Genomic DNA, 19,486 nt, shown 5'->3' with positions numbered 1-19,486 from the left:
CGACGAGAGGCACTAGGCAGCAGGCAACAGATTCGGAAAGGCGCCAAAACTCATTCGATGTTCCGAATTGTTGCCTGTTGCCTCTCGCCTGTTGCCTTGATTTATCTCCGACCAAACTTCGCCAACAGCTTGCGCCCGTAGCCGCGCAAGCTGTTCTCGTCGAGCGAGCGCCGCTTCATCATATCGAGGCGGATCATCTTCCATTGCAGGCTTTTGGCTAGCGATTGGCGCTCGCCCTCGTCTTCGACATGCTTGAGCAGATCTTCGAGGATGTGGATGTCATTCATCAGTTCGGCTTCGGGCGGCAGGACGCGGGCGTTCTTGAGAACGTGATAGGCCATCCGCAAATCTTCCGGGAGATTGCTGTAGTCCTCGATCTCCAGGGGTCTACCCTTGCCGGCGAGGTTGTCGAACTTGCCGTTGCGTTGGGCTTCTTGAATGCGCTGCTCGGCGAGCCGTTCGATGAAGCCGACGGCGCCAGTGGGCGGGTTGAAGCGTCGGGTAGGCATTATTTCGGGTTCATTTCTTCCGGCGGTTTCACATGGCGGAACATCAAGAAGAACGCCACATCGTTGACCAATTGTAACCCGCCGCCGATGAACAAGGGAAGGGCCAGTAGGCCGCTTTGCATCAGATAGGTCGCGATGGTTGGGCTAATGCCAAACGGGACCACGCGCGCGAGACTGGTGACCCCGGCTGCCGAGCCGCGCTCGTTTGACTGCACCATGGCCATGGTGAACGAAGCGCGCAGCGGATTGTCCATGTAGGCGAAGTAGGAACGGATCGACAACAAGACTGCGGCGCTAAAGAATGTCGGCGCGAAGGGGATGGAAAGATAAATGATCGAAGCCAGGCCGTGGGAAAAGGCCATGGTGCGCACGATGCCGATGTAGCGGGCAATGATCGGCGCGCTGAGGAACGATAGGGCGGCCAAAAAATTTGCGATGAAAAACATGAAGCCAAGGGATTTGAGCTCGACGCCGAAGCGCAGAAAAAACCAATAGGCCACCAGCGAGCCGGCTAAGCCTGCGCCGAAGTTATCGACGAAGGCGAGGATCGACATCTTGGTGACGAAGACGCCGGTAGCCTTGGAGATTTTTTTCTCGGCGGTGCGCACCTGCACTTGTTCGCTGATCTTGCTGTAGACCAACAGCAGCACGACGCTAAAAAGGATCGTGAAAATGAACAGCGGCTTGTAGGAAGCCACCGCGTCCCAGGACCATTTTTCTTGCAGATACTGCGGCAAGCCCGCCGCCAAAGCGCCGAGCGAGCCCATGACCGAGCCGACGAAGGAGTTGAAGGCGAAGATCTGATTGCGATTTTCCGGCCGGCATTTCTCCGCGAGCAGGGCTTCTTCGACTGGGTTGAACGGCCCGCCGCCGGAGCCGCCGCCACCCGATCCGCCGGCGCCGACGTTGGCGATGATTACGGCCAACAAGATAAAAAACAGGCTGCTAAAGAAGACAAATATCGCGTTGGAGACGATCGTCAGCACGGCGAGCAGCATGAGAATTTTTCGCCGGCCATAGCGGTCGGACAGATAGCCCCAGACCGCCGTCAGCAAAGCGCCGCTCAGATACGCAACCGAAAAGATGACGCCGATGGTGATGGTCGAGTAGCCCAAGCGGTCGAGATAGATCGCGAAAACGACGTTGAGATAGGAGAAGGCGAAGGCGCGGATGCCGCGCGAGGCCATCAACAGCTTGGCGTCGCGGTGTAGCTCAGCGAGGAGGTTCATGGTCACGCAGCTGCGGCTTTGGCCTGTTCTTCGGGCGGCCGGACATTGCGGAATAGATAGTAGAAGATGCCGTCATGGGCCAGCTGCAAAAAGCCACCCAAGGCGATCGGGACGTTCAGCGAAAACGCTTGCATCATGTAGGCCGACAGCGTTGGGCTAATCGATACCGGCACGTGACGCGACAGGGTTGTGATGCCTGCCGCTGAGGCGCGGTCTTCGGGCCGGACCACACCCATAATAAAAGAGCTGCGCAGCGGATTGTCCATGTAGGCGAAAAACGAGCGCAGCACCATCATGGCCGCAGCCACGGTAAACGTCGGTGCCAGCGGCAGACAAAGATAGAGCAGCGAGGCTAAGCCATGGGACCCTGCCATGGTGCGCACCACGCCGACCCTGCGCGCGATGACCGGCGCGGCAAGAAAGGACATGGCGGCCAGCAAATAAGAGAGAAAAAACATGAAGCCCAGCGACGTGAGCTCGACGCCGTAGCGAATGAAAAACCAGTAGGACAAGAGCGGGCCGATCATGCCGGCGCCCAGATTGTCGATCATACCGAGGAGCGACATCCTGGTGACGAAGCCGAAGCGGGTGCGCACGGTGGCGGTTTTTTTCACCCGCGCCTGGGGCACATGGTGCTCTTCGATGGTGCTGTAGGCGAGCAGCAGGACGACGCTAAAAAGCGCGGTTAGAACAAACAGCGGCTTGTAGGAAGCGATCGGCTGCCAGCCCCAACTCTGTTGCAGATAATGCGGCAGGCCGCTGACCAGCGCGCCCAACGAGCCCATGATCGAGCCGACAAAAGAGTTGGTGCTGAAAACTTTATTGCGTTCTTCCGGCGTGCATTTTTCAGCTAGCAACGCGAGCTCCACCGGGTTCATCGGCCCGCCGCCCTGGCCGCCGCCGCCTGAGCCGCCGGCGCCGACGTTGGCGATGATCACCGCGGCAAAGATAAAAATTAGATGGCTGAAAAAAATGTAAATCAAATTGGAGACAATCGTCAGCACGGCCAAGAGCATAAGAATCTTTTTGCGGCCGTAGCGATCCGAAAGATAACCCCAAACCGCGGTCATGACGGCGCTGCTGCCGTAGGCGGTGGAGATAATCAGGCCGACGGTGACCGTCGAGTAGCCGAGCTGACTGAGATAGATCGCGAAGATGACGCCGAGATAGGAGAATGCGAAGGCGCGGATGCCGCGCGAAGTCATGAGCACGAGGACATCGCGCTGCAGATTGCCGAAGAGGCGCTGGATCATTTAGCTCGGTTCTTTTCGTAGTACTCGCGCTCGTAATCCAACTCGGTGCGGATGCCGATGGCGTGGAGGGCGTCGTTGGCTTGATCCAGTGACGTGCTCGGGCGCACGGCGTGAGCGGGCCGGGCCAATGTAGCATAAAGTTTCGCGGTTGACATGAAGAAAGTCAGCGCCGTCAGGGGCGTCATTTTGAGGCTTCGTTCGCCGCGGCGAATCTGTCGTTCGCCCCAGGCACCGTGAAAACACTCGACCGGAATGGCGCTCGCTTCGGTGGGCACAGTCTTGATGACCTCAGTAAGTTCGGCGGCGATCTTTGGCGTCAGCGACCAGGCGCCCAGCAGTCCATCCGCTTTGGCCAATTGGGCCAACGCTAACTCGATTTCGTCGACGCTCAACTCGCCGTCGCTGCCGTAGCCGAACACACTCCAGATCGTCCGGTGACCGCGCCTTTCCAGCTCCGCGAACGCGGCAAGCATGATCGAGTCCGCCAACGGGCTGCGCAAACCGGGCTCATGCCCTTGCGCCAGCGAATCGCCGCCGACGTCGAGGCCGACCAAGAAGTCGGTCTTTAATTCTTTCATCGCCACTTCGAGCCCCGCGACTACTCCCGCGGCGCCGCCGTTGATGTCGACGAGCAGTGCTTCGCGACTTAGCACCGCTGCCATCTTCGCTTCGGCGAAGGGAACCCCGGTGCTGGTTTGACTCTGCGCGTTGGCGAGCCAGGCAAATTCATGCAGCGGTTTTACGTTGCGGGTTTCGCTCAGCTTGCGTGGCCCAGGAATCGGATCGTAAACGTTGCGCTCCCAGGAAAGGCCGCCGAGGGAAAATTCCAGGCCGCAGAATTCCAAAAAACGTGCGGCGGCTAGCGCGCCGACCACGTCGCCGCCACCGCCGACACCGATAACGAGGACGCGCTTGGAAGCGCGGATGAGATCTTCAAGAGATTCGCTGGTTGTTGTTGCTTTCATGTGTGTGGGGTTAGAGTGTGCGTGAAGGTCGGGGGATGTTTCACCCCTAAGACACGAAGGAAACGAAGTTCGGAAAAGGTTTTATTTTCTTTGTTTACCTTCGTGATCTGCGTGTCTCCTTCGTGGAGAAAAGTCTATTTCGGAATGTGCGTGTCTTGCCCAGGCACGGGCTTGGCAATCGCCTCGTCGAGCGACGTCACCCCATGCCATTCGTGCGGCGGGCGCACGCGGCCGTCGCTGCCGACTTGATCGACGCCCCAGTAGATCTCCAGTGAATTGTTATCGGGGTCGCGGAACTCGACCGCGATTTGGCAGCCGGCGCGGCGCCGGCCTTCGAAATCGATCTTGGCGCCGTACTCCCGCAGCCGATCGCGCGCCCGCAGCACTTCGCCGAGCGTCGGCACTTCAAAGGCGAGATGGTGCAGCTCGCGATGATTGTTCTTGCCGTCGCCTTGGCCGACCAGAGCCAGGCAATGGTGATCGCTGTTGCAGCGCAAAAACACCATGCCACCGGGCATCATCTCTTCCGGGTAAACATCGGAGACTTTGAAGCCCAGCACGCGGGTGTAAAAGTCGGTGGCGCGCTCAAGCTCGGTGACTTGCAAAACGACATGGCCGACCTTGGCGATGTGAAATTCCATGCCCTTGGGCGGCGCCATGCTTTTTAGTTTTTCGATGTTAACGGCCATGGCAGTTTCCCATTCTAGTGTGCTGGCTCCCGGAGTCTGAGCTCACGAAGGACACGAAGCTCACGAAGTTAAGAGAAGAAAATCGAAAAATTTGCCTCCGAACTGCGGGTCCCTTCCTGTGCTCCTTCGTGGTGAAGTTTAAGTTTTATCCGCAACCAGCACGCGCAAGCCAAGCCTGCCTCTCTACGACGGTCGCGAAGGCATGAGATTATTCGCCCGCAGAAAATCGACAACAAAGCCATCGAATGTCGCCGGGTCTTCGATGTTACAGGCGTGGCCGGTCTTGGGCAGCACTTTGTGCACTGCGCCGGGAATCAGCGAGGCGGTTTTCTTGCCGCCGGCGAGTGAATTGTCGTACTCGCCGTTGACCACCAGCGTTGGCACTTTCATGGTAGGCAAACGCGGCGTCATGTCGAGGCCGCCGCGGGCGCGAAAGATCTGGCCGATGGATTCGCCCGACAACCATGGGTCGCGCTCGACAAAGGTGTTGAGCAGATACCTGCCGAGCTTGGAATCGGCAAATTCCGGTGCCACCAACTCGCGCAGGTGTTTGATGTGATACTGTGCGATGCCGTCTTTGGTATAGCCGCGAATGCGCTCGTCGATGGAACCGCCGGGGCCGCTGCTGCCGCCGACCAGAATGATCGCTTTGAACATTTCGGGGTGATCGAGTCCGAGCAGCAGCGCCATGCCCGAGCCAACGCTGACACCGCCGAGGATCGCCTCTTTGATATTCAAATCGCGGCAAACCGCCAGCACGTCGTCGGCCATTTGCGCCAACGAGAAGGGTGTCTCCGGTTTATCCGAGCGCCCGTAGCCGCGAATGTCGATGCCGACCACTTTGAAGTAGGTCGAGAAGTGGGCGATCTGGTACATCCACAAATTGTGGTCGAAGGGGTTGGCGTGGACCATCACAAACGGGAAGCCCTCGCCGGAGATTTCGTAATAGATTTTGACGCCGTTGGAATTGGTGTAAGGCATAGATTTTTCTATCCGCTGCGGCGTTTTGTTGTCAAGCAAAGCGACCAAAGTGGTTATCCGCTGAGTTTGGCTTGCTATCCGGAGATAAGTTTTGATAGAGCATGCCGCATGGGTAAACGGCTCGGTATTTTCTGTCTGGTCATGCTTTGCTGGCCAACGATCCCTGTCTCTGGCCAGGAGTTACAGAAGATTCGCATTTCCTATTCTAGTCGGAGCAATTCGACGACGGTTTATCAAGTTGCCCTCGCCCGCGGTTTCTTCAAGGAAGAGGGGCTCGATCCGGAGATGATCCAGATGAATCCGCGCTTGGGCGGCCTGGCAGTCATGAACGGCGACATCGAATTCACCACCACCTTCGGAAGCACCCTGCGCGGCATCGTCAGCGGTCTGCCGATCAAGTTTGCCGCTATCTCGGTGCGCAAGACCGATCACTTCTTGATCACCAAGCCGGAGATCAAATCGGTGCAGGAGCTGCGCGGCAAACGGCTTGGTATTTCGACGTTGTTTGGCACCGACCAATTGGCTGCCGAAGACATGATGCGCAGTAAGGGCTTTGACCCGAGCTCGATGCAGGCGGTGGCGCTCGGCGACGCGCCGGTGCGGGTGCAAGCGCTGCGCTCGGGACTGGTCGAAGCCATCGCCATGAACGCGCCCCACGACATGGCGCTGATGAAAAGCGGCTACAACGTCCTCGCCGGGCCGCAGGACCTCAGGCGCTCATTGCCCTTGGCCGGCCTGGCACTGAAAGACAGTCTGCTCAAGGAAAAGCCGGCGATGATCAAGCGCACGCTGCGCGCCGTGCTGAAGGCGCACCGATTTATTTTCGACAACAAGCAAGAGACCACGCGCGTAATGATGCAGTGGCTCAGCCAGCCGCCCGAGGTGGCGGCGCGCTCCTACGACCTGGCCCTGTTGTTTCTATCGCGCAACGGCGAGATTCCCGACGCCGACATGGAGCTCCTCACCGAAAAAAAACGGCCGTTGGACGAAGTGCGCGATTACACTCTTTTGCGCGAGGCGCAAAAAGAGCTCGGCATGCGCTAAGCAATAAAGTCCACGGCGTGGCGCCAAGGCGCAGATGCCGATGTTTGATTAGGCAGGGGTCGTTCTCGCGCAAAGGCGCAAAGCGCGCAAAGGCTTCGAAGAAGCGCGATCGAATCGAAAGGAACTTTTGCTATGGGGTCGCTAATGACTTTGCGCGATGAGCTAAACCGCATGGCCAACGCGCAGTTTGAAACGCCGGAGTTTCAGCGCTTGTTATCCTGTCGCTTTACGCTGCCGCGGGCGCGCCTCTATATCATCCACAACGCCTACTACAACAAGAATCGGCGTGACTGTTGGGGCTTTGTCCTGGGTGCGGCGCCGTTGGATGTCAAGAAACTCGTCTGGAAACATGAGGAGGACGAGTTGATCACCGACAAGCGCGAAGGAGAAGATCACTATTCACTGGTGGTGCGCCAGGCCCAGATGATCGGTGTGACGCGCGAGAAGATTGAAAACGGCGAGCCCATTCCCGGAGCGCGGGCGGCCCAGTACGCCTGGCTCCACATCGCGCGCAACCGGCCATGGCTCGAAGCGTTCACGAGCTCGACCATGCTCGAGCGGCGCAATAACGGTGAGATCATCAAAGGCGGCGGCCTGTCGGCGCGCATCGCCAGACGCTGGGTCGAAGATTTGGGCGTGTCGATCGAAAAAGCGCCGTCATTGAAGGTCCATTCCGTCGCCGACGTCGAGCACGCCGACATGATGTGGGAAGTTTTCGAAAACCACGCCAATACCGATGAAGCCCAGCGCGCGGTGCTTGCAGCGGCGCACGATTGTATGGAGATCGACCGCGCCTATCGCGGCACGCTGGCGGAGGCGATGGAACGGCTTTGAGCCCAGCGCGTTCTAAGTCCGCGAGATTGGGTCGCTGTGCGCAAAAAACTCGGATTGTCATCTCGAGCGTAGCGAGAGATCTTTCTTTTCACGCACTTTCGAAGAGAAGATTTCTCGCCTTCGGCTCGAAATGACAATTTAGTTCTTCGCCCTTGGCCGTTCCTGCTTGATCTTCTCTTTGACTTCGTCGAGTTTCATCACGTCAGTATACTTGTGATGCATGTCGAACAGGTTCACTTTGTGCGACAGGATGCTGCGGTCGAAGACGCATTCTTCGACGATCGACACATGATAGCCGAGCGAATAGCCGTCGACGCAGCTGGCGCGCACGCAGCCGCTGGTGCTCTCGCCGCAGACGATCAGGCTGTCGCAGCCGAGCTGAGTCAAGTGGGCAACTAACGGCGTGCCGAAAAAGCCGCTGGCGCGTTCTTTAAAAATCACCACGTCGCCTTGCTGCGGCTTGAACTCTTCTTTGATCTCGAAGGCTTCGGGGTCGATCTTCACCCGCTGGCGGTTGGTCGCGTAGATGTAATCCGGCTTGGCCTCTTTGCGGGTCTCCGTTGTCGTATAGAAAACGGGAATCTTCAGCGAGCGTGCCAGGGCGAACAATTCCTCTGTTGGTTTGATCGCCTGGTGCGCGTAGATGCCGCAGGAGCTCTTGTAGGTATCGACCAGCTCGTGCGGATATTTGGCGCCGCCTTCGTAGGCGAGATTATAAAGGTCGATGGCCAACAGCGCGGGGCGCTGGCCGATGTAGGTTTCACGGTGATAGGGGACGTAGGTTGTCAGTATCTCCGGCGTGACGATGTCTTTCCAACAATGATCTTCGAAATCAGCGGCCATGGCGTGCCTCCTTATGCAATATGTGCCTCATGTAACTGGACGCTCGACGGCTTGTCAAGGAACCTTATCGGAACATCGTTAATTTGACAGCCAAGGTTTTCGCCGGTTATACCGATGTTGGGTCACTCGATCCACGAAGGAGTGTCAAGATGCCAAAACGTATCGCGAAGACTTTCAATCCGGGCCGGCGGCGGTTCGTTACCCTTGCGGGCGTGGGTGCCGCCGCGGCGACAGTTCCATGGACGCGGGTGTTTGCCGCCCAGGCCGGGCGCAAGCGCATCGTCATTCACGGCGAACGGCAGGTGACCAGTTTGGGATATCACAACCGGCGCGAAACCGAGCATGTTTCCATGGTGGATGCTGGCCTAGTGACACAAAATCCCGTCACCCTCGAGCGCGTACCGGTGCTCGCTGAAGAACTGCCGTCGGTGAAAAAGGGCACCTGGAAAATCGATATGCAGAAAAAGACCATGGTGACGGTCTATAAGCTGCGCCCCAACCTCAAATGGCACGACGGCAAGCCCTACACGTCGCAGGACTTCGAGTTCGGTTGGCAGATCGCCAAGCACCCGCAGTTTCCGATGCCGGACCGTTTAGTGCCGGAGATGATTTCTAAGATCGAAACCCCCGACGACCGCACCATCGTCATCCATTGGAACGATCTCTATAGCGAGGCGCACGCGATTCAGTACACCCATGTGCGCGCCTTTCCGCGCCATCTGTTGCTCGACGCTTTCAACGGCGGCGACATGAAAGCCTTTGCCAATCTGCCCTACTGGAACAAAAACTTCGTCGGCGCCGGCGCCTTCAAAGTGGTCGAATGGGATCAAGGCAGCCGCATGGAGTTGGAGGCGTTTAACGATTTTGCCCTGGGCCGGCCCAAGATCGATCGCATGACCTAGAAGACCGTCGAAGACACCAACACCAATCTTGCCGCTGTGCTCGCCGGCGAAGTCGATCTGTGCATGCGCAGCACGATTTCTTTCGACGGTGCGATGATTCTGCGCGAGCAGTGGGAGAAGCAGGGCAAAGGCAAAGTGCACATCAGCCCGGCGTCGTGGAGCTGGCTCAGCCTGAGCCGTGACAATGCTTGGTTCAACGACGTGCGCGTGCGGCGCGCGTTGCTGCACGCCATCGACCGCGACGCCATGGTGCAAAACATGTTCAAGGGCGAGAAGGTCGTCTCCCATCTGCCGCTGTCGCGCACGCGTAAGACCTACAACAAAGCGCTGGCCGCCTCGACCGTCTATAAATACGATGCCGAGCGCGCCAAGAAACTGCTCGCCGACGCCGGCTGGAAGCCGGGGCCCGATGGCGTCTTGACCAACGACAAAGGGGAGAAGCTCGAGTTTGAATTTCGCGTCACCGCCGAGCGGCGCGATCACGAACAAGCCCAAGCGATCATCGCCGACTATTGGAAGAAGATCGGCGTGCGCACGAATATCAAGAACATGCCGAACCGGTTGCTCAACTCGGCCGAGAACCGCAGCCGTTGGCCCGGCGCCTTCATCGGCTCGCACAACGTCACAGTCGAGGAGTGGCCCGAGCGCTTCCACTCGAAGAATATTCCGACGGCGGAAAACAAATACGCCCCCGAGAATGTCTCGGGTTGGAAGGACCCGAAGAAAGACGCGATTCTTGACGATATCAATTCGATCATCACCGACCAGCAATCGGAAAAATTGCAGATCGAATTTTGCAAAATGTTCAGCGATCAGCTGCCGCATCTGCCGATTTACTACTCGCCGGAAGTGTTGGTCTCCAAGCGCGGCTTGACGGGGCTGACGCCGCGCCAGGAGAGCGGCGGACAGAATTCGAGCAGCTGGAATACCCATAGGTGGGACAAGGCTTAGCCGTGCTCGTAGCTCGTGGTTCGCGCTCGTGACGGACTGGAACGAACACGAGTCACGAGCACGGGCAACGAACGATCATGCTGCTCTACGTCATCCGCCGACTATTGCAGACCGTGCCGCTGCTGCTGGTCATATCGGCGCTGATTTTTTCTTTGCTTCAACTGATGCCCGGCGATCCGCTCTATCGGATGCTCGAAGGCATTCCCAACTTGCGGCCGCAGGACTATGATCGGCTGCGCAAGCTCTACGGTTTTGACGATCCGATTGTCGTGCAATACGGCAAATGGCTTTGGCAGTTGCTGCAGTTGAATCCGGGATACTCGCGCGAGTATGGCCAGCCGGTCATCGATATCATCTTACCGGCGCTCAAGAATACTTTGATCTTGACGATTTCGGCGGTGATCATCGGCAAGCTGATCGCCATCGCGCTCGGTATCTTCTCCGCGGTGCGGCAATATTCATTCGGCGATTATTTTTTGACCGCCACCACATTTGTGGCCTATTCGGTGCCAGCATTTTGGCTCGGCTTGATGTTGATCGTGGTGTTCTCGGTCAAGCTGGGCTGGCTGCCGACGTCGGGCATCGTCAACAGCGAGCTTACGCCCGGCACCTGGGAGGCAACCTGGGATTGGATCAAGCATCTGATCCTGCCGGTGGCCGTGTTGGCGATCTCGGAAATTATCCAGGTGCAGCGCTTCATGCGTTCGAGTCTGCTCGAAGTCTTGCGCCAGGATTATTTGACGACAGCGCGTGCCAAAGGATTGAGCGAGAGCGCGGTGATCGGGCGCCATGCGTTAAAGAACGGGTTGATCCCGGTGGTGACGATTATTGCCGTTACTATGCCGCGGGTGGTCGGCGGTTCCACGGTAGTCGAGACGGTCTTTGCCTATCCCGGCATGGGCCGGCTGCTCTATACGTCAATCATGGGCAACGACTACGTGGTCGCGATGACCGTGGTGATGATCATCGCCGCGACGGTGGTGTTTTTTAACCTGCTGGCCGACGTGATTTACGGCTGGCTCGACCCGCGCATTAGATACCACAGTTGAAATCGGTCAGGATATCCCGCGCAAAGGCGCAAAGTTCGGAAAAGAATGATTCACCACGAAGGCACGAAGAGCACGAAGGGACGAGAAAACAAAGAACAAGAGTTCTTTTCTCCGAACTTCGTGCTCTTCGTGCGTTCGTGGTGAAAGGTATCCGTCTATGACCACCGATACGCTTAACATTGCCGCACTCGACACCGCCGACGCTTCGCCGGGCTATTGGCGGATGGTCTGGCGCCGTTTCAAGCAGCATCGGGTCGCCTACGTCGGTTCGTTTTTCTTTTTGCTGCTGCTGTTTCTGGTAATCGCCGGACCTTACATGGCGCCGTACTCGTTGGATCAGGTTTCGCTCACCGAGCGCATGCATTTGCCGTCGGCAAAGCATTGGTTCGGCACCGACGAGTTGGGGCGCGACACCTGGGTGCGCATCATGCATGGCGGGCGGGTGTCTTTGACGGTGGGGCTCGTGGTTGGGCTGAGCACGGTGCTCATCGGCGGCTTGATTGGCATACTCGCCGGCTACGTTGGCGGCGTGCTGGACAATGCCTTGATGCGGCTGGTCGACACGATTTACACGATTCCGCGCATCGTGTTGTTGTTGGTTTTGTCGAAGCTCGCCGGGCCGGGCCTGCTTAACATCGTTATCATTCTGGTCGCGCTGGAGTGGACCAACGCGGCGCGCTTGGCGCGCAGCGCGGTGCTGTCATTTCGAGAGCAGGAGTTTGTCTTGGCGGCGCGGTGCCTGGGCGCCTCGCGCTGGCGTGTGATGCTGCGTCACTTGTTGCCAAATTCGTTGGGCCCTTTGATCGTGTCGGCCACTCTCGATGCCGGCGCGGCGATTCGCGCCGAAACCACGCTTAGCTTTCTCGGTCTCGGCATTCAGCCGCCGACGCCGAGCTGGGGCAATCTGCTGACCAACGCGGCGACCAATATTTTTATCGCGCCGCTGCAGGTCTTTTTGCCCGGGCTGTTTATTTTTTTCGCGCTGATGAGCTTCAATCTGCTCGGCGATGCATTGCGCGATGCGCTCGATCCGAAATTGTCGAACAATCGCTAACCATCGGCGGCGGTGATTGGCTGCAGCTTCTTCCACGGACCGATTGTGAGTGCTGTGAGAGCCGCGCCTAGCGCTAAGATGACCATCAGACCCCAAAGAGTTTCATAGTAGCTTTGGCTGCGGTCGTAGGCTGCGCCGGCGATGACCGGCCCCAGCACGCTGCCCCAGGTGTAAAAAAACGACATCATGCCACGAATAGTGGCGAAGTGTTGTCGACCATAGAAGTCGCCAATGGTTGCCCAAACGATGGGGAAGGACGAATCGATGACGGTGAAGCCAATGGTAAACGCCCAGAGAGCGAGCGCGCCATTGCCCCAAATCAAAACCAACACGGACAGCGCCGCGATCACCAAGCAATGCGCCAGCAATTTGGGCCGATTGGTGTTGTCGGCGAACCAGCCGATGACGTAGTGGGCGGCCCAATTTAAAAACGCGAAGCTCGCCAGCAAGAACGCCGCGTTTTCCTCGGCCATGCCCTTCCAAACCATGATCGGCACGAAGTGCACGCTGATGGTGCTATAGGCCAGCACACGCACGGTCATCGCAACGACGAAGAGCCAGAAGATGTAGGTCTTCATCGCTTCTTTGAGAGTTGGGTCGTTGCTGGCGCTGGGATCTTCCGAGGAGGATTTTGACTTGGTGTCGGAAACTTCGGTGGGCTTTGGAGGCGGTTCGCCGTCGGGCAGCAGCCCCATGCTCTCGGGCGAGTGGCGCACGCCGATGGCCAGTGGAATACCGAGCAGCAAAAACAAAATGCCGCCCAAGATCGCGCCCCAACGCCAGCCCCAATGCTGCACGGCGAGAGCGAGGAAAGGCGTGATTATGGTGCCGCCGATCGGCACGGCGGAGCTGATCACCGTCATCGCTCGGGCGCGCCAGCGGATGAACCAGGTGTTGCCTATCGCCATCGGCGCGTGGACAAATCCGGGGTTGAAGGCTAGAGAAATGATGCCGAGATAAACGATCAGAAACGTCTTGTAGTCGGTCACCCAACCGAGAGCGATGTAGCCGAGCCCGCAGAGCAGCGTGGCGATCAGGATCATCGGGCGCGGCCCGAAGCGATCGATGAAATAGCCAACAAAAGGGCCTTCGATGGCACCCTGGGCGCGTGCTAAGGAAAACGCCAAGGACGTTTCGGCGCGGCTGAGACCCAAGTCATGGCTGATCGGCAAAAAGAACACGGTGAAGCCGTAGTTGTGCAACCCCCCGCCCAGGACGCGCAGCGCCGAAACCAAGCCGACCATGCGCCAGCCGTAGAAGAGTTGTGAAAAAGATTTGAGAGAGAAGTTCAGCGGGGCCTCGGTTACGACAGGATTCCTCCGGTTCTTGCAGAAGCTTGCGGCGAAAGCAAGAAAAACTTTGGCGATTGGATTGGGTGAATCTTCCGCATTGTCATTCTGATGAGGAGAGCAGCGACGAAGAATCTGCTACTGTGGCCCTGCGAAAAAGCCGATCCTGCGCTAGCCCGGATCATTCGTGGCTGCGGCGCGGTCGAGGTGAAACTCTTCCGGAGCGAAGGCGACAGACCTACGCCCCGACGCAGCCTTTTAGGGGCGACCGGCTGGTCGCCCTGCCCTGCGAATGGCAGTGAAAGGGTCGAAGGCGGTACCACGCGTTGGCGAATGAAACCGAACGATTTGCGCTGATGCCTTCGCTCCTCCAGAGTTCCACCTCGACCGACACAGTGTCGCAGCTTGTCCCCGCCGCGTGAATAATCCGGGCTAGCACTAACGACAGCATGCACCTGGGGCGATCGATTCCCGGTTTGTGGCGTTGTTGACCGTCATTGAGTGCGTCGGTATGGTTTGAAGCTGGAGGTTTCTCTTGCCGCCAAAAATTCAAATTCTCTCCGAAGTGATGGCGAGCCGCATTGCGGCGGGTGAGGTGGTCGAACGCCCGGCATCCGTCGTCAAGGAGCTAATCGAGAACTCCATTGACGCCGGCGCCAGCGAAGTCTTTATCGCCATCGAGAAGAGCGGCACGGCATCGATTCGGATCACGGACAACGGTGCCGGTATGTCCGCGGAGGATCTGTCACTTGCGGTCGAACGCCACGCCACCAGCAAGATCAAGAAGGACGAGGATCTGTTTCGCATCGGCACCTTAGGGTTTCGTGGTGAAGCGCTGCCGAGCATCGGCTCCATCGCCAAAATGGAGATCGTCAGCCGCGAGCCGCACAATCAAGCCGGTTTCTCCTTGCGCGTCGATGGCGGCAAGAAGAGCGAAGTGCACGCGGCGGCCGCCGCCAAGGGCACGACGATTGATATCCGGGAGATTTTTTTCAATACGCCGGCGCGGCGCAAGTTTCTTAAATCGCCGGCAACCGAGTTGAACCATATCTGCGACGTGGTCAATCGTATGGCCCTCGGCCATCCGCTGGTGCATTTTCGCCTGCAGCACGACGGCCGCAACGTCGCCGACTACGTTGCCGTTAAAGATCCGCTGGATCGCCTCCAGCAAGTTTTGGGGCGCGATGTCGCCCGGGGGCTAAAGCCGTTTTCCTGGCAGCGCGGCGATTTGACGATCTCCGGCTATCTGAGCTCGGCACCCACTTCTTTTCCCAACACCCGCTATCTTTTTAGCTTCGTGAACCAGCGCTATGTGCGCGACAAAGTCGTCACCCACGCCGTGCTGCAAGGCTATGACACATTGCTGATGAAAGGGCAGTACCCCGCCGTCGTGCTGTTTCTCGACGTGCCGTTTGCCGACGTTGATGTGAATGTTCATCCGGCAAAGTATGAAGTGCGCTTTCGCCGGCAGTCGGAAATTCACGAAGCGGTGGTCGGGGCAGTGCGCCAGGCGCTCAAAGTCGAGGCGCGCGCGCCGGCGCCGTATGCGGCAACTGCAATGGCTTCTTGGGGGGCTGTGCGCGAAGCGCCGCTGCCTTATTTCATTCCACCAGCGCGGCCCAGAGTAGATTTGCCGGATGGGGCAGCCGGTGTCGCTCTGGCAACACAGCCAACATCTGAAGCCCCGGAACGCTACCAGTCGGGATTCTTTTCATCGTTGCACGTGCTCGGGCAAATTCTCGGCTGCTACTTGGTCTGCGTCTCGGCGCGCGGCCTGACTTTGGTGGACCAACACGCCGCCCACGAGCGGGTCGCGTTCGAGAAGCTACGCGCTCAACTCGCGCACGGATCGATCGATAAACAGCGCCTACTGGTATCGCAGCTGGTGGATCTATCCGGGGGTGAAATGATGCTGTTGGAACAAAAGCTGCCGCTGCTCGAACGCTACGGTTTTGTGCTCGAACCTTTTGGCCCCGGTTCCTACGCCATCAAGAGCGCGCCTGCGCTCTTGCCAGAGGACGACTACACCCAAGTGGTCAAGCAGATGGTTGCCGAGCTGGCGGAGGTGGATGCGTCGGACCGGTTGCGGCAACATCTCGAAGATCGCCTGGCGACAATTGCCTGTCACAGCGTAATCAGAGCGAATCGTAAACTGGAGATGACCGAGATGCGCGCGCTGCTCGCCGAGCTGGACAAAATCGAGTTTGCCACTCAATGCCCGCATGGCCGGCCGGTGCTGGTCGAGTTTAGCAGCGAGCAGCTGGAGCGGCTGTTTAAGCGCATAGTCTAGCAGGCCGCTAAGAACTCGGAAGAATGCTTCGACAAGCTCAGCATGAACGGATGATTCCCCCAGCCATTCGGACCTCCGATCCGTTCGCCCTGAGCCCAGTCGAAGGGCTCCGAACAGGCTGTCAGCCTATGGTGTTCAGGCTTTTCATAGTTTTATGAAGCCAAAAATAATTATCGTCGTCGGTCCCACAGCAGTAGGCAAAAGCGAAGTCGCACTCGATCTAGCTGGCGTGTTAGGCGCCGAGATCGTCAACGCCGACTCGCAGCAGGTCTACCGCTACATGGACATCGGCACGGCAAAACCGTCGCCGGCCGAGCGCCAGCGGATTTCCCATCATCTGATCGATGTCGTCAATCCCGATGAAGAATTCAGCGCGGCGCGTTTTCGCAGCCTGGCGATGGCAGCGATTGTGCAAATTCAGCAGCGCGGCCACTCGGTCATCGTCTGCGGCGGGACCGGGCTTTACATCAAAGCTTTGACGAAGGGTTTGTTTGTCGGCCCGGCGCGGGATGAGCCAATCCGCGCGCGACTTTCGGAGCAAGCCGACCGGCAGGGGCTCCCGGTGCTGTACCAGCGGCTTGCCGCCGTCGACGCCGCCGCGACTTCGTGGATTCATCCCAACGATCGCCAACGGATCCTGCGCGCTCTGGAAGTGTTTGAGCTGACCGGACGGCCCATGAGCGAATGGCAAAAGGAACATGCTTTTGCCGAGAACCCTCTCGATTATCTGCTCATCGGTCTGGACCGCGACCGCAAGGCGCTTTACGAAGCGATCAATCAACGCTGCGGGGAGATGATGGCGCGGGGACTGGTCGAAGAGGTTGCGAGCCTCGTGCAGCGCGGCTATGTCTTGAATCTTAAGCCGCTGCAAAGCGTTGGCTACCGCCACGCGGGCTTGATTTTGAGCGGCGAAGTGTTGCCGGAGAGCGGCTTAGAGATGATGAAACAAGATACGCGTCATCTTGCCAAGCGGCAGCTCACCTGGTTTCGCGGCGTCAACGAGGTCCGCTGGTTTCATCCCGGCGCGCGCGCGGAGATCCGCACGGCAGCGCAAAAGTTTTTGGCGAAGCAGGAGGCGGCATGAAAAAGTATTTCGCTGGCGCGGCGCTGCTGTTGGCAGCGTTAACGGGTCAAGCGCATAGCGCCGAAACCCTCAACTGGAAAGCGCTGGAAGACGAAGCGGTGAGCTTGCTCAGCCGCTACGTGCAGATCGACACGACCAATCCGCCGGGCAACGAAATGAAAGCCGCGCAATTTCTCAAAGCCATCTTCGACAAGGAAGGCATCGAGAACCGCGTGATCGAATCGGCGCCGGGCCGGGCCAATTTTTACGCGCGGCTGCCCGGCGACGGTTCGAAGAAGGCCCTGGTGCTCATGCACCACATGGACGTCGTGCCCGCAGAGAGCCGGCTCTGGAAAGAAACCGCTTTTAGCGGGGTCGTCAAAGACGGCGCGGTCTGGGGACGCGGCGCCATCGACAACAAGGGCGGCGGTGTGCTCGGGTTGATGACCGTCGTGGGGCTGAAACGTCAGAACACCGCGCTCAAAGGCGATGTGATTCTCCTGGGCACGGCCGACGAAGAAGCCGGCGGTGTTTTCGGTGCTGGATTCTTGGTCGAGAATCATGCGGACCTTTTCAAGAACGTCGGTGTGGTATTGAATGAGGGCGGCAGTATTCGCGTTGATGAGAAGGGAACAGCGAGGGTTTACAGCGTTGGGGTTTCGGAGAAAGTGCCGCTCTGGTTGAAGCTAACGGCGGTGGGCGCGCCAGGGCATGCGGCGTCGCCGGGGCCCAATCAAGCAGTGCTGCGATTGATTGGCGCGCTGCAGCGCGTCGCAAGTTATCAGACGCCGATCAAAGTCGTGCCCGAGGTGCAAAAGTTCTATGCCGACAGCGCGGCAACCGCGCCGCAACCGTGGCGTGAGCGCTATCGCGATCTGCGCAAATCGCTGGAAGATCCGGCGGTGTTAGCTGAGTTCGTCAAAGATCGCTCGAACAATGCCCGGGTGCGCAACACGATTTCGATCACCGGCCTCAAGGGCTCGGACAAGATCAACGTCATACCGGCATTTGCCGCCGCCGAGATCGACGTGCGCTTGCTGCCCGGCGAAGACCCGCAGGCGTTCATCGCGGACTTGCGCAAGGTGATTGGCGACGATTCGATCAAAGTCGAAATTATGCTTTCGCGCAACGCGGCCAAGACGCCCCATAGCCCGGAAGCGATGAAAGTCATTACGGATTATGCCAATGCCACCGACCCGGGCACGCCGGTCATCGAGTCGATGGGTAGCGGCTTTACCGATTGCCATTTTTTTCGCGAGAAAGCGATTCCCTGTTTAGGCTTTTTGCCCAATCGCGCGAGTTCGGTGAACGAGGGAATGGTGCACGGCATCGACGAGCGCATGTCGGTGGAGAGTTTGAAGTCGGGCGTGCGCGCGATGTATGAGATCGTGCGGAAATTGGTGGTAGAGTAGTAGAAGATATGCCTCGCGCAAAGGCGCAAAGGACGCAAAGGTAAGAGGGATGAATATGAAACTGCAGGTCATAGAGTCAACGTTGGCAACGATACTTCTGACTTGCTTGGGATTCGCTTCTGCTCAAGCGCAGCAGTCATTTTTTCAGGGTAAGACTATTACTCTGATTCAGGGCCGCGAGCCTGGCGGCACCGGCGATCTTCGCACCAAGTCGTTGGTGCCGTTTCTGCAAAAGTACATTCCCGGCAATCCGACTATTATTATGGAATACATGCCCGGTGCCGGTGGGCGCAAAGCGGCCAATCATCTTTTCAAAGTGGCGCGCGCCGATGCTACTGTTATCGGCAACCCGAGTATCGGCACGATTTCGAGCGCCATCCTGGGCGATTCCGGCGTGCAGTATGACATCGACAAGTTTTCCTACCTGGGCTCGCCCTACAGCACCTACCACGCAGTTTTTCTCACGCGCAAAGAGGCCGGCTTAAACACCGTCGCAAAATTGCAGGCCGCCACCGGCGTGCGCATCGGCGCCCAGTCGGTGGGGTTTGTCACTTACAACGAAGGGCGCTTGTTTGCCTACATACTCGGTTTGAGAGAACCGCGCTTCATTGCCTCCTACAGCGGTGCCGAAATGGACCCGGCGCTGCTGCGCGGCGAGATCGACGCCCGCGCCACCGGCGTCGATTCGATCGTGCAGGCCAACCGCGATTGGCTTGGCGCCAATTCGCCGGTGGATTTTCATGCGATCATCGAAGTGCCCAAGGGCGACAAGAATCCAGACTTCCCTAAACTCCAAGAGCTGGATACCTTCGCTAAAACCGACCTGGATCGGAAAGTGATTAACATGTCGCGTTCGTTCCGCATCGCCGGCACGCCCTTCGTACTGCCGCCAGGCGTTCCGAAAGACCGCATTGAAATCATTCAGGCGGCTTTCCGCAAAACCTTTCAAGACAAGGAGTTCTTCCGCGAGTACAAGAAATTAACTGGCGACGACCCGACGCCGCTCTTGCCGGAGAACCACGAGAAGGCGATCAAGGCGATTCCGCGTGAGCCCGAGGTGGTCGAATTGTTTAAGAAGCTCGTCGGTGCCGGGCCGCTACCGGCGCGCTGAGACGGGTAGTTTTTTGAT

At 58.4% G+C, this 19,486-nt stretch carries 18 protein-coding genes; 10 read left to right on the top strand and 8 right to left on the bottom strand.

What is annotated here, in order from left to right:
* Positions 1 to 101: 101 nt before the first annotated feature.
* The 6 genes from FJ145_09690 to FJ145_09665 all read right to left on the bottom strand — a co-directional run bounded on the left by FJ145_09690 (position 102) and on the right by FJ145_09665 (position 5,626).
* On the bottom strand, positions 102 to 509 hold the full coding sequence (locus FJ145_09690) for a DUF1992 domain-containing protein (protein MBM4261690.1): 408 nt from the start codon (positions 507 to 509) through the stop codon (positions 102 to 104).
* Positions 509 to 1,738, bottom strand: a complete 1,230-nt coding sequence (locus FJ145_09685; GenBank protein ID MBM4261689.1) for an MFS transporter — start codon at positions 1,736 to 1,738, stop codon at positions 509 to 511. The genes FJ145_09690 and FJ145_09685 overlap by 1 nt, the downstream gene beginning before the upstream one ends.
* A 2-nt stretch (positions 1,739 to 1,740) precedes the next feature.
* A complete protein-coding gene (locus tag FJ145_09680; GenBank protein ID MBM4261688.1) occupies positions 1,741 to 2,991 on the bottom strand; it encodes an MFS transporter in 1,251 nt (416 codons plus the stop codon).
* Positions 2,988 to 3,956: a DUF1152 domain-containing protein gene (locus FJ145_09675; GenBank protein ID MBM4261687.1), complete on the bottom strand. Its 969-nt coding sequence runs from the start codon at positions 3,954 to 3,956 to the stop codon at positions 2,988 to 2,990. The genes FJ145_09680 and FJ145_09675 overlap by 4 nt, the downstream gene beginning before the upstream one ends.
* 134 nt (positions 3,957 to 4,090) lie before the next feature.
* Positions 4,091 to 4,645, bottom strand: a complete 555-nt coding sequence (locus tag FJ145_09670; GenBank protein ID MBM4261686.1) for a hypothetical protein — start codon at positions 4,643 to 4,645, stop codon at positions 4,091 to 4,093.
* Between the two features lie 183 nt (positions 4,646 to 4,828).
* The gene (locus tag FJ145_09665; GenBank protein ID MBM4261685.1) at positions 4,829 to 5,626 is read right to left on the bottom strand and encodes an alpha/beta fold hydrolase; all 798 of its coding nucleotides are present in this window, start codon (positions 5,624 to 5,626) and stop codon (positions 4,829 to 4,831) included.
* Positions 5,627 to 5,734: 108 nt separating this feature from the next.
* Between FJ145_09665 and FJ145_09660 the strand changes: the two genes are divergently transcribed.
* Together FJ145_09660 and FJ145_09655 are read left to right on the top strand one after the other, a co-directional pair.
* Positions 5,735 to 6,670, top strand: coding sequence for an ABC transporter substrate-binding protein (locus FJ145_09660; GenBank protein ID MBM4261684.1), 936 nt, complete (start codon positions 5,735 to 5,737; stop codon positions 6,668 to 6,670).
* A 132-nt stretch (positions 6,671 to 6,802) separates the two neighbouring features.
* Positions 6,803 to 7,504 carry a hypothetical protein gene (locus tag FJ145_09655; protein MBM4261683.1) on the top strand — a complete coding sequence of 234 codons (702 nt, stop codon included), beginning with the start codon at positions 6,803 to 6,805 and terminating at the stop codon, positions 7,502 to 7,504.
* Positions 7,505 to 7,642: 138 nt separating this feature from the next.
* Here the strand turns inward: FJ145_09655 and FJ145_09650 are convergent, their stop codons facing one another.
* Positions 7,643 to 8,347 carry an isochorismatase family protein gene (locus FJ145_09650; GenBank protein ID MBM4261682.1) on the bottom strand — a complete coding sequence of 235 codons (705 nt, stop codon included), beginning with the start codon at positions 8,345 to 8,347 and terminating at the stop codon, positions 7,643 to 7,645.
* 149 nt (positions 8,348 to 8,496) lie between these two features.
* Here FJ145_09650 and FJ145_09645 point away from each other — a divergent pair, with 149 nt between their 5' ends.
* From FJ145_09645 to FJ145_09630, 4 genes are all read left to right on the top strand, one after another.
* A complete protein-coding gene (locus FJ145_09645) occupies positions 8,497 to 9,249 on the top strand; it encodes a hypothetical protein (protein ID MBM4261681.1) in 753 nt (250 codons plus the stop codon).
* 36 nt (positions 9,250 to 9,285) lie between these two features.
* The gene (locus FJ145_09640) at positions 9,286 to 10,200 is read left to right on the top strand and encodes a hypothetical protein (GenBank protein ID MBM4261680.1); all 915 of its coding nucleotides are present in this window, start codon (positions 9,286 to 9,288) and stop codon (positions 10,198 to 10,200) included.
* Positions 10,201 to 10,277: 77 nt separating this feature from the next.
* On the top strand, positions 10,278 to 11,249 hold the full coding sequence (locus tag FJ145_09635) for an ABC transporter permease (GenBank protein ID MBM4261679.1): 972 nt from the start codon (positions 10,278 to 10,280) through the stop codon (positions 11,247 to 11,249).
* Between the two features lie 157 nt (positions 11,250 to 11,406).
* The gene (locus tag FJ145_09630) at positions 11,407 to 12,303 is read left to right on the top strand and encodes an ABC transporter permease (protein MBM4261678.1); all 897 of its coding nucleotides are present in this window, start codon (positions 11,407 to 11,409) and stop codon (positions 12,301 to 12,303) included.
* On the opposite strand, the gene FJ145_09625 is transcribed toward FJ145_09630, so the two are convergent.
* Positions 12,300 to 13,547 (bottom strand): MFS transporter, encoded by a 1,248-nt coding sequence (locus tag FJ145_09625; GenBank protein ID MBM4261677.1) that lies wholly within the window; start codon positions 13,545 to 13,547, stop codon positions 12,300 to 12,302. The two genes, FJ145_09630 and FJ145_09625, sit on opposite strands and share 4 nt — an antisense overlap.
* A 580-nt stretch (positions 13,548 to 14,127) precedes the next feature.
* Here FJ145_09625 and mutL point away from each other — a divergent pair.
* From mutL to FJ145_09605, 4 genes are all read left to right on the top strand, one after another.
* Positions 14,128 to 15,882, top strand: a complete 1,755-nt coding sequence (mutL, locus tag FJ145_09620) for a DNA mismatch repair endonuclease MutL (protein ID MBM4261676.1) — start codon at positions 14,128 to 14,130, stop codon at positions 15,880 to 15,882.
* A 154-nt stretch (positions 15,883 to 16,036) separates the two neighbouring features.
* The gene (miaA, locus tag FJ145_09615; GenBank protein MBM4261675.1) at positions 16,037 to 16,966 is read left to right on the top strand and encodes a tRNA (adenosine(37)-N6)-dimethylallyltransferase MiaA; all 930 of its coding nucleotides are present in this window, start codon (positions 16,037 to 16,039) and stop codon (positions 16,964 to 16,966) included.
* The gene (locus FJ145_09610; protein MBM4261674.1) at positions 16,963 to 18,357 is read left to right on the top strand and encodes a M20/M25/M40 family metallo-hydrolase; all 1,395 of its coding nucleotides are present in this window, start codon (positions 16,963 to 16,965) and stop codon (positions 18,355 to 18,357) included. The genes miaA and FJ145_09610 overlap by 4 nt, the downstream gene beginning before the upstream one ends.
* A 55-nt stretch (positions 18,358 to 18,412) precedes the next feature.
* On the top strand, positions 18,413 to 19,468 hold the full coding sequence (locus FJ145_09605) for a hypothetical protein (GenBank protein ID MBM4261673.1): 1,056 nt from the start codon (positions 18,413 to 18,415) through the stop codon (positions 19,466 to 19,468).
* The last annotated feature ends 18 nt before the right edge of the window (positions 19,469 to 19,486 follow it).

It is taken from the genome of Deltaproteobacteria bacterium, from assembly GCA_016874755.1.
In the GTDB taxonomy this organism is placed as follows: Bacteria; Desulfobacterota; Binatia; order UBA9968; family UBA9968; genus DP-20.
The sequence above is the reverse complement of the archived record's forward strand: the minus strand, read 5'-3'. Positions and strand labels throughout refer to the sequence as shown.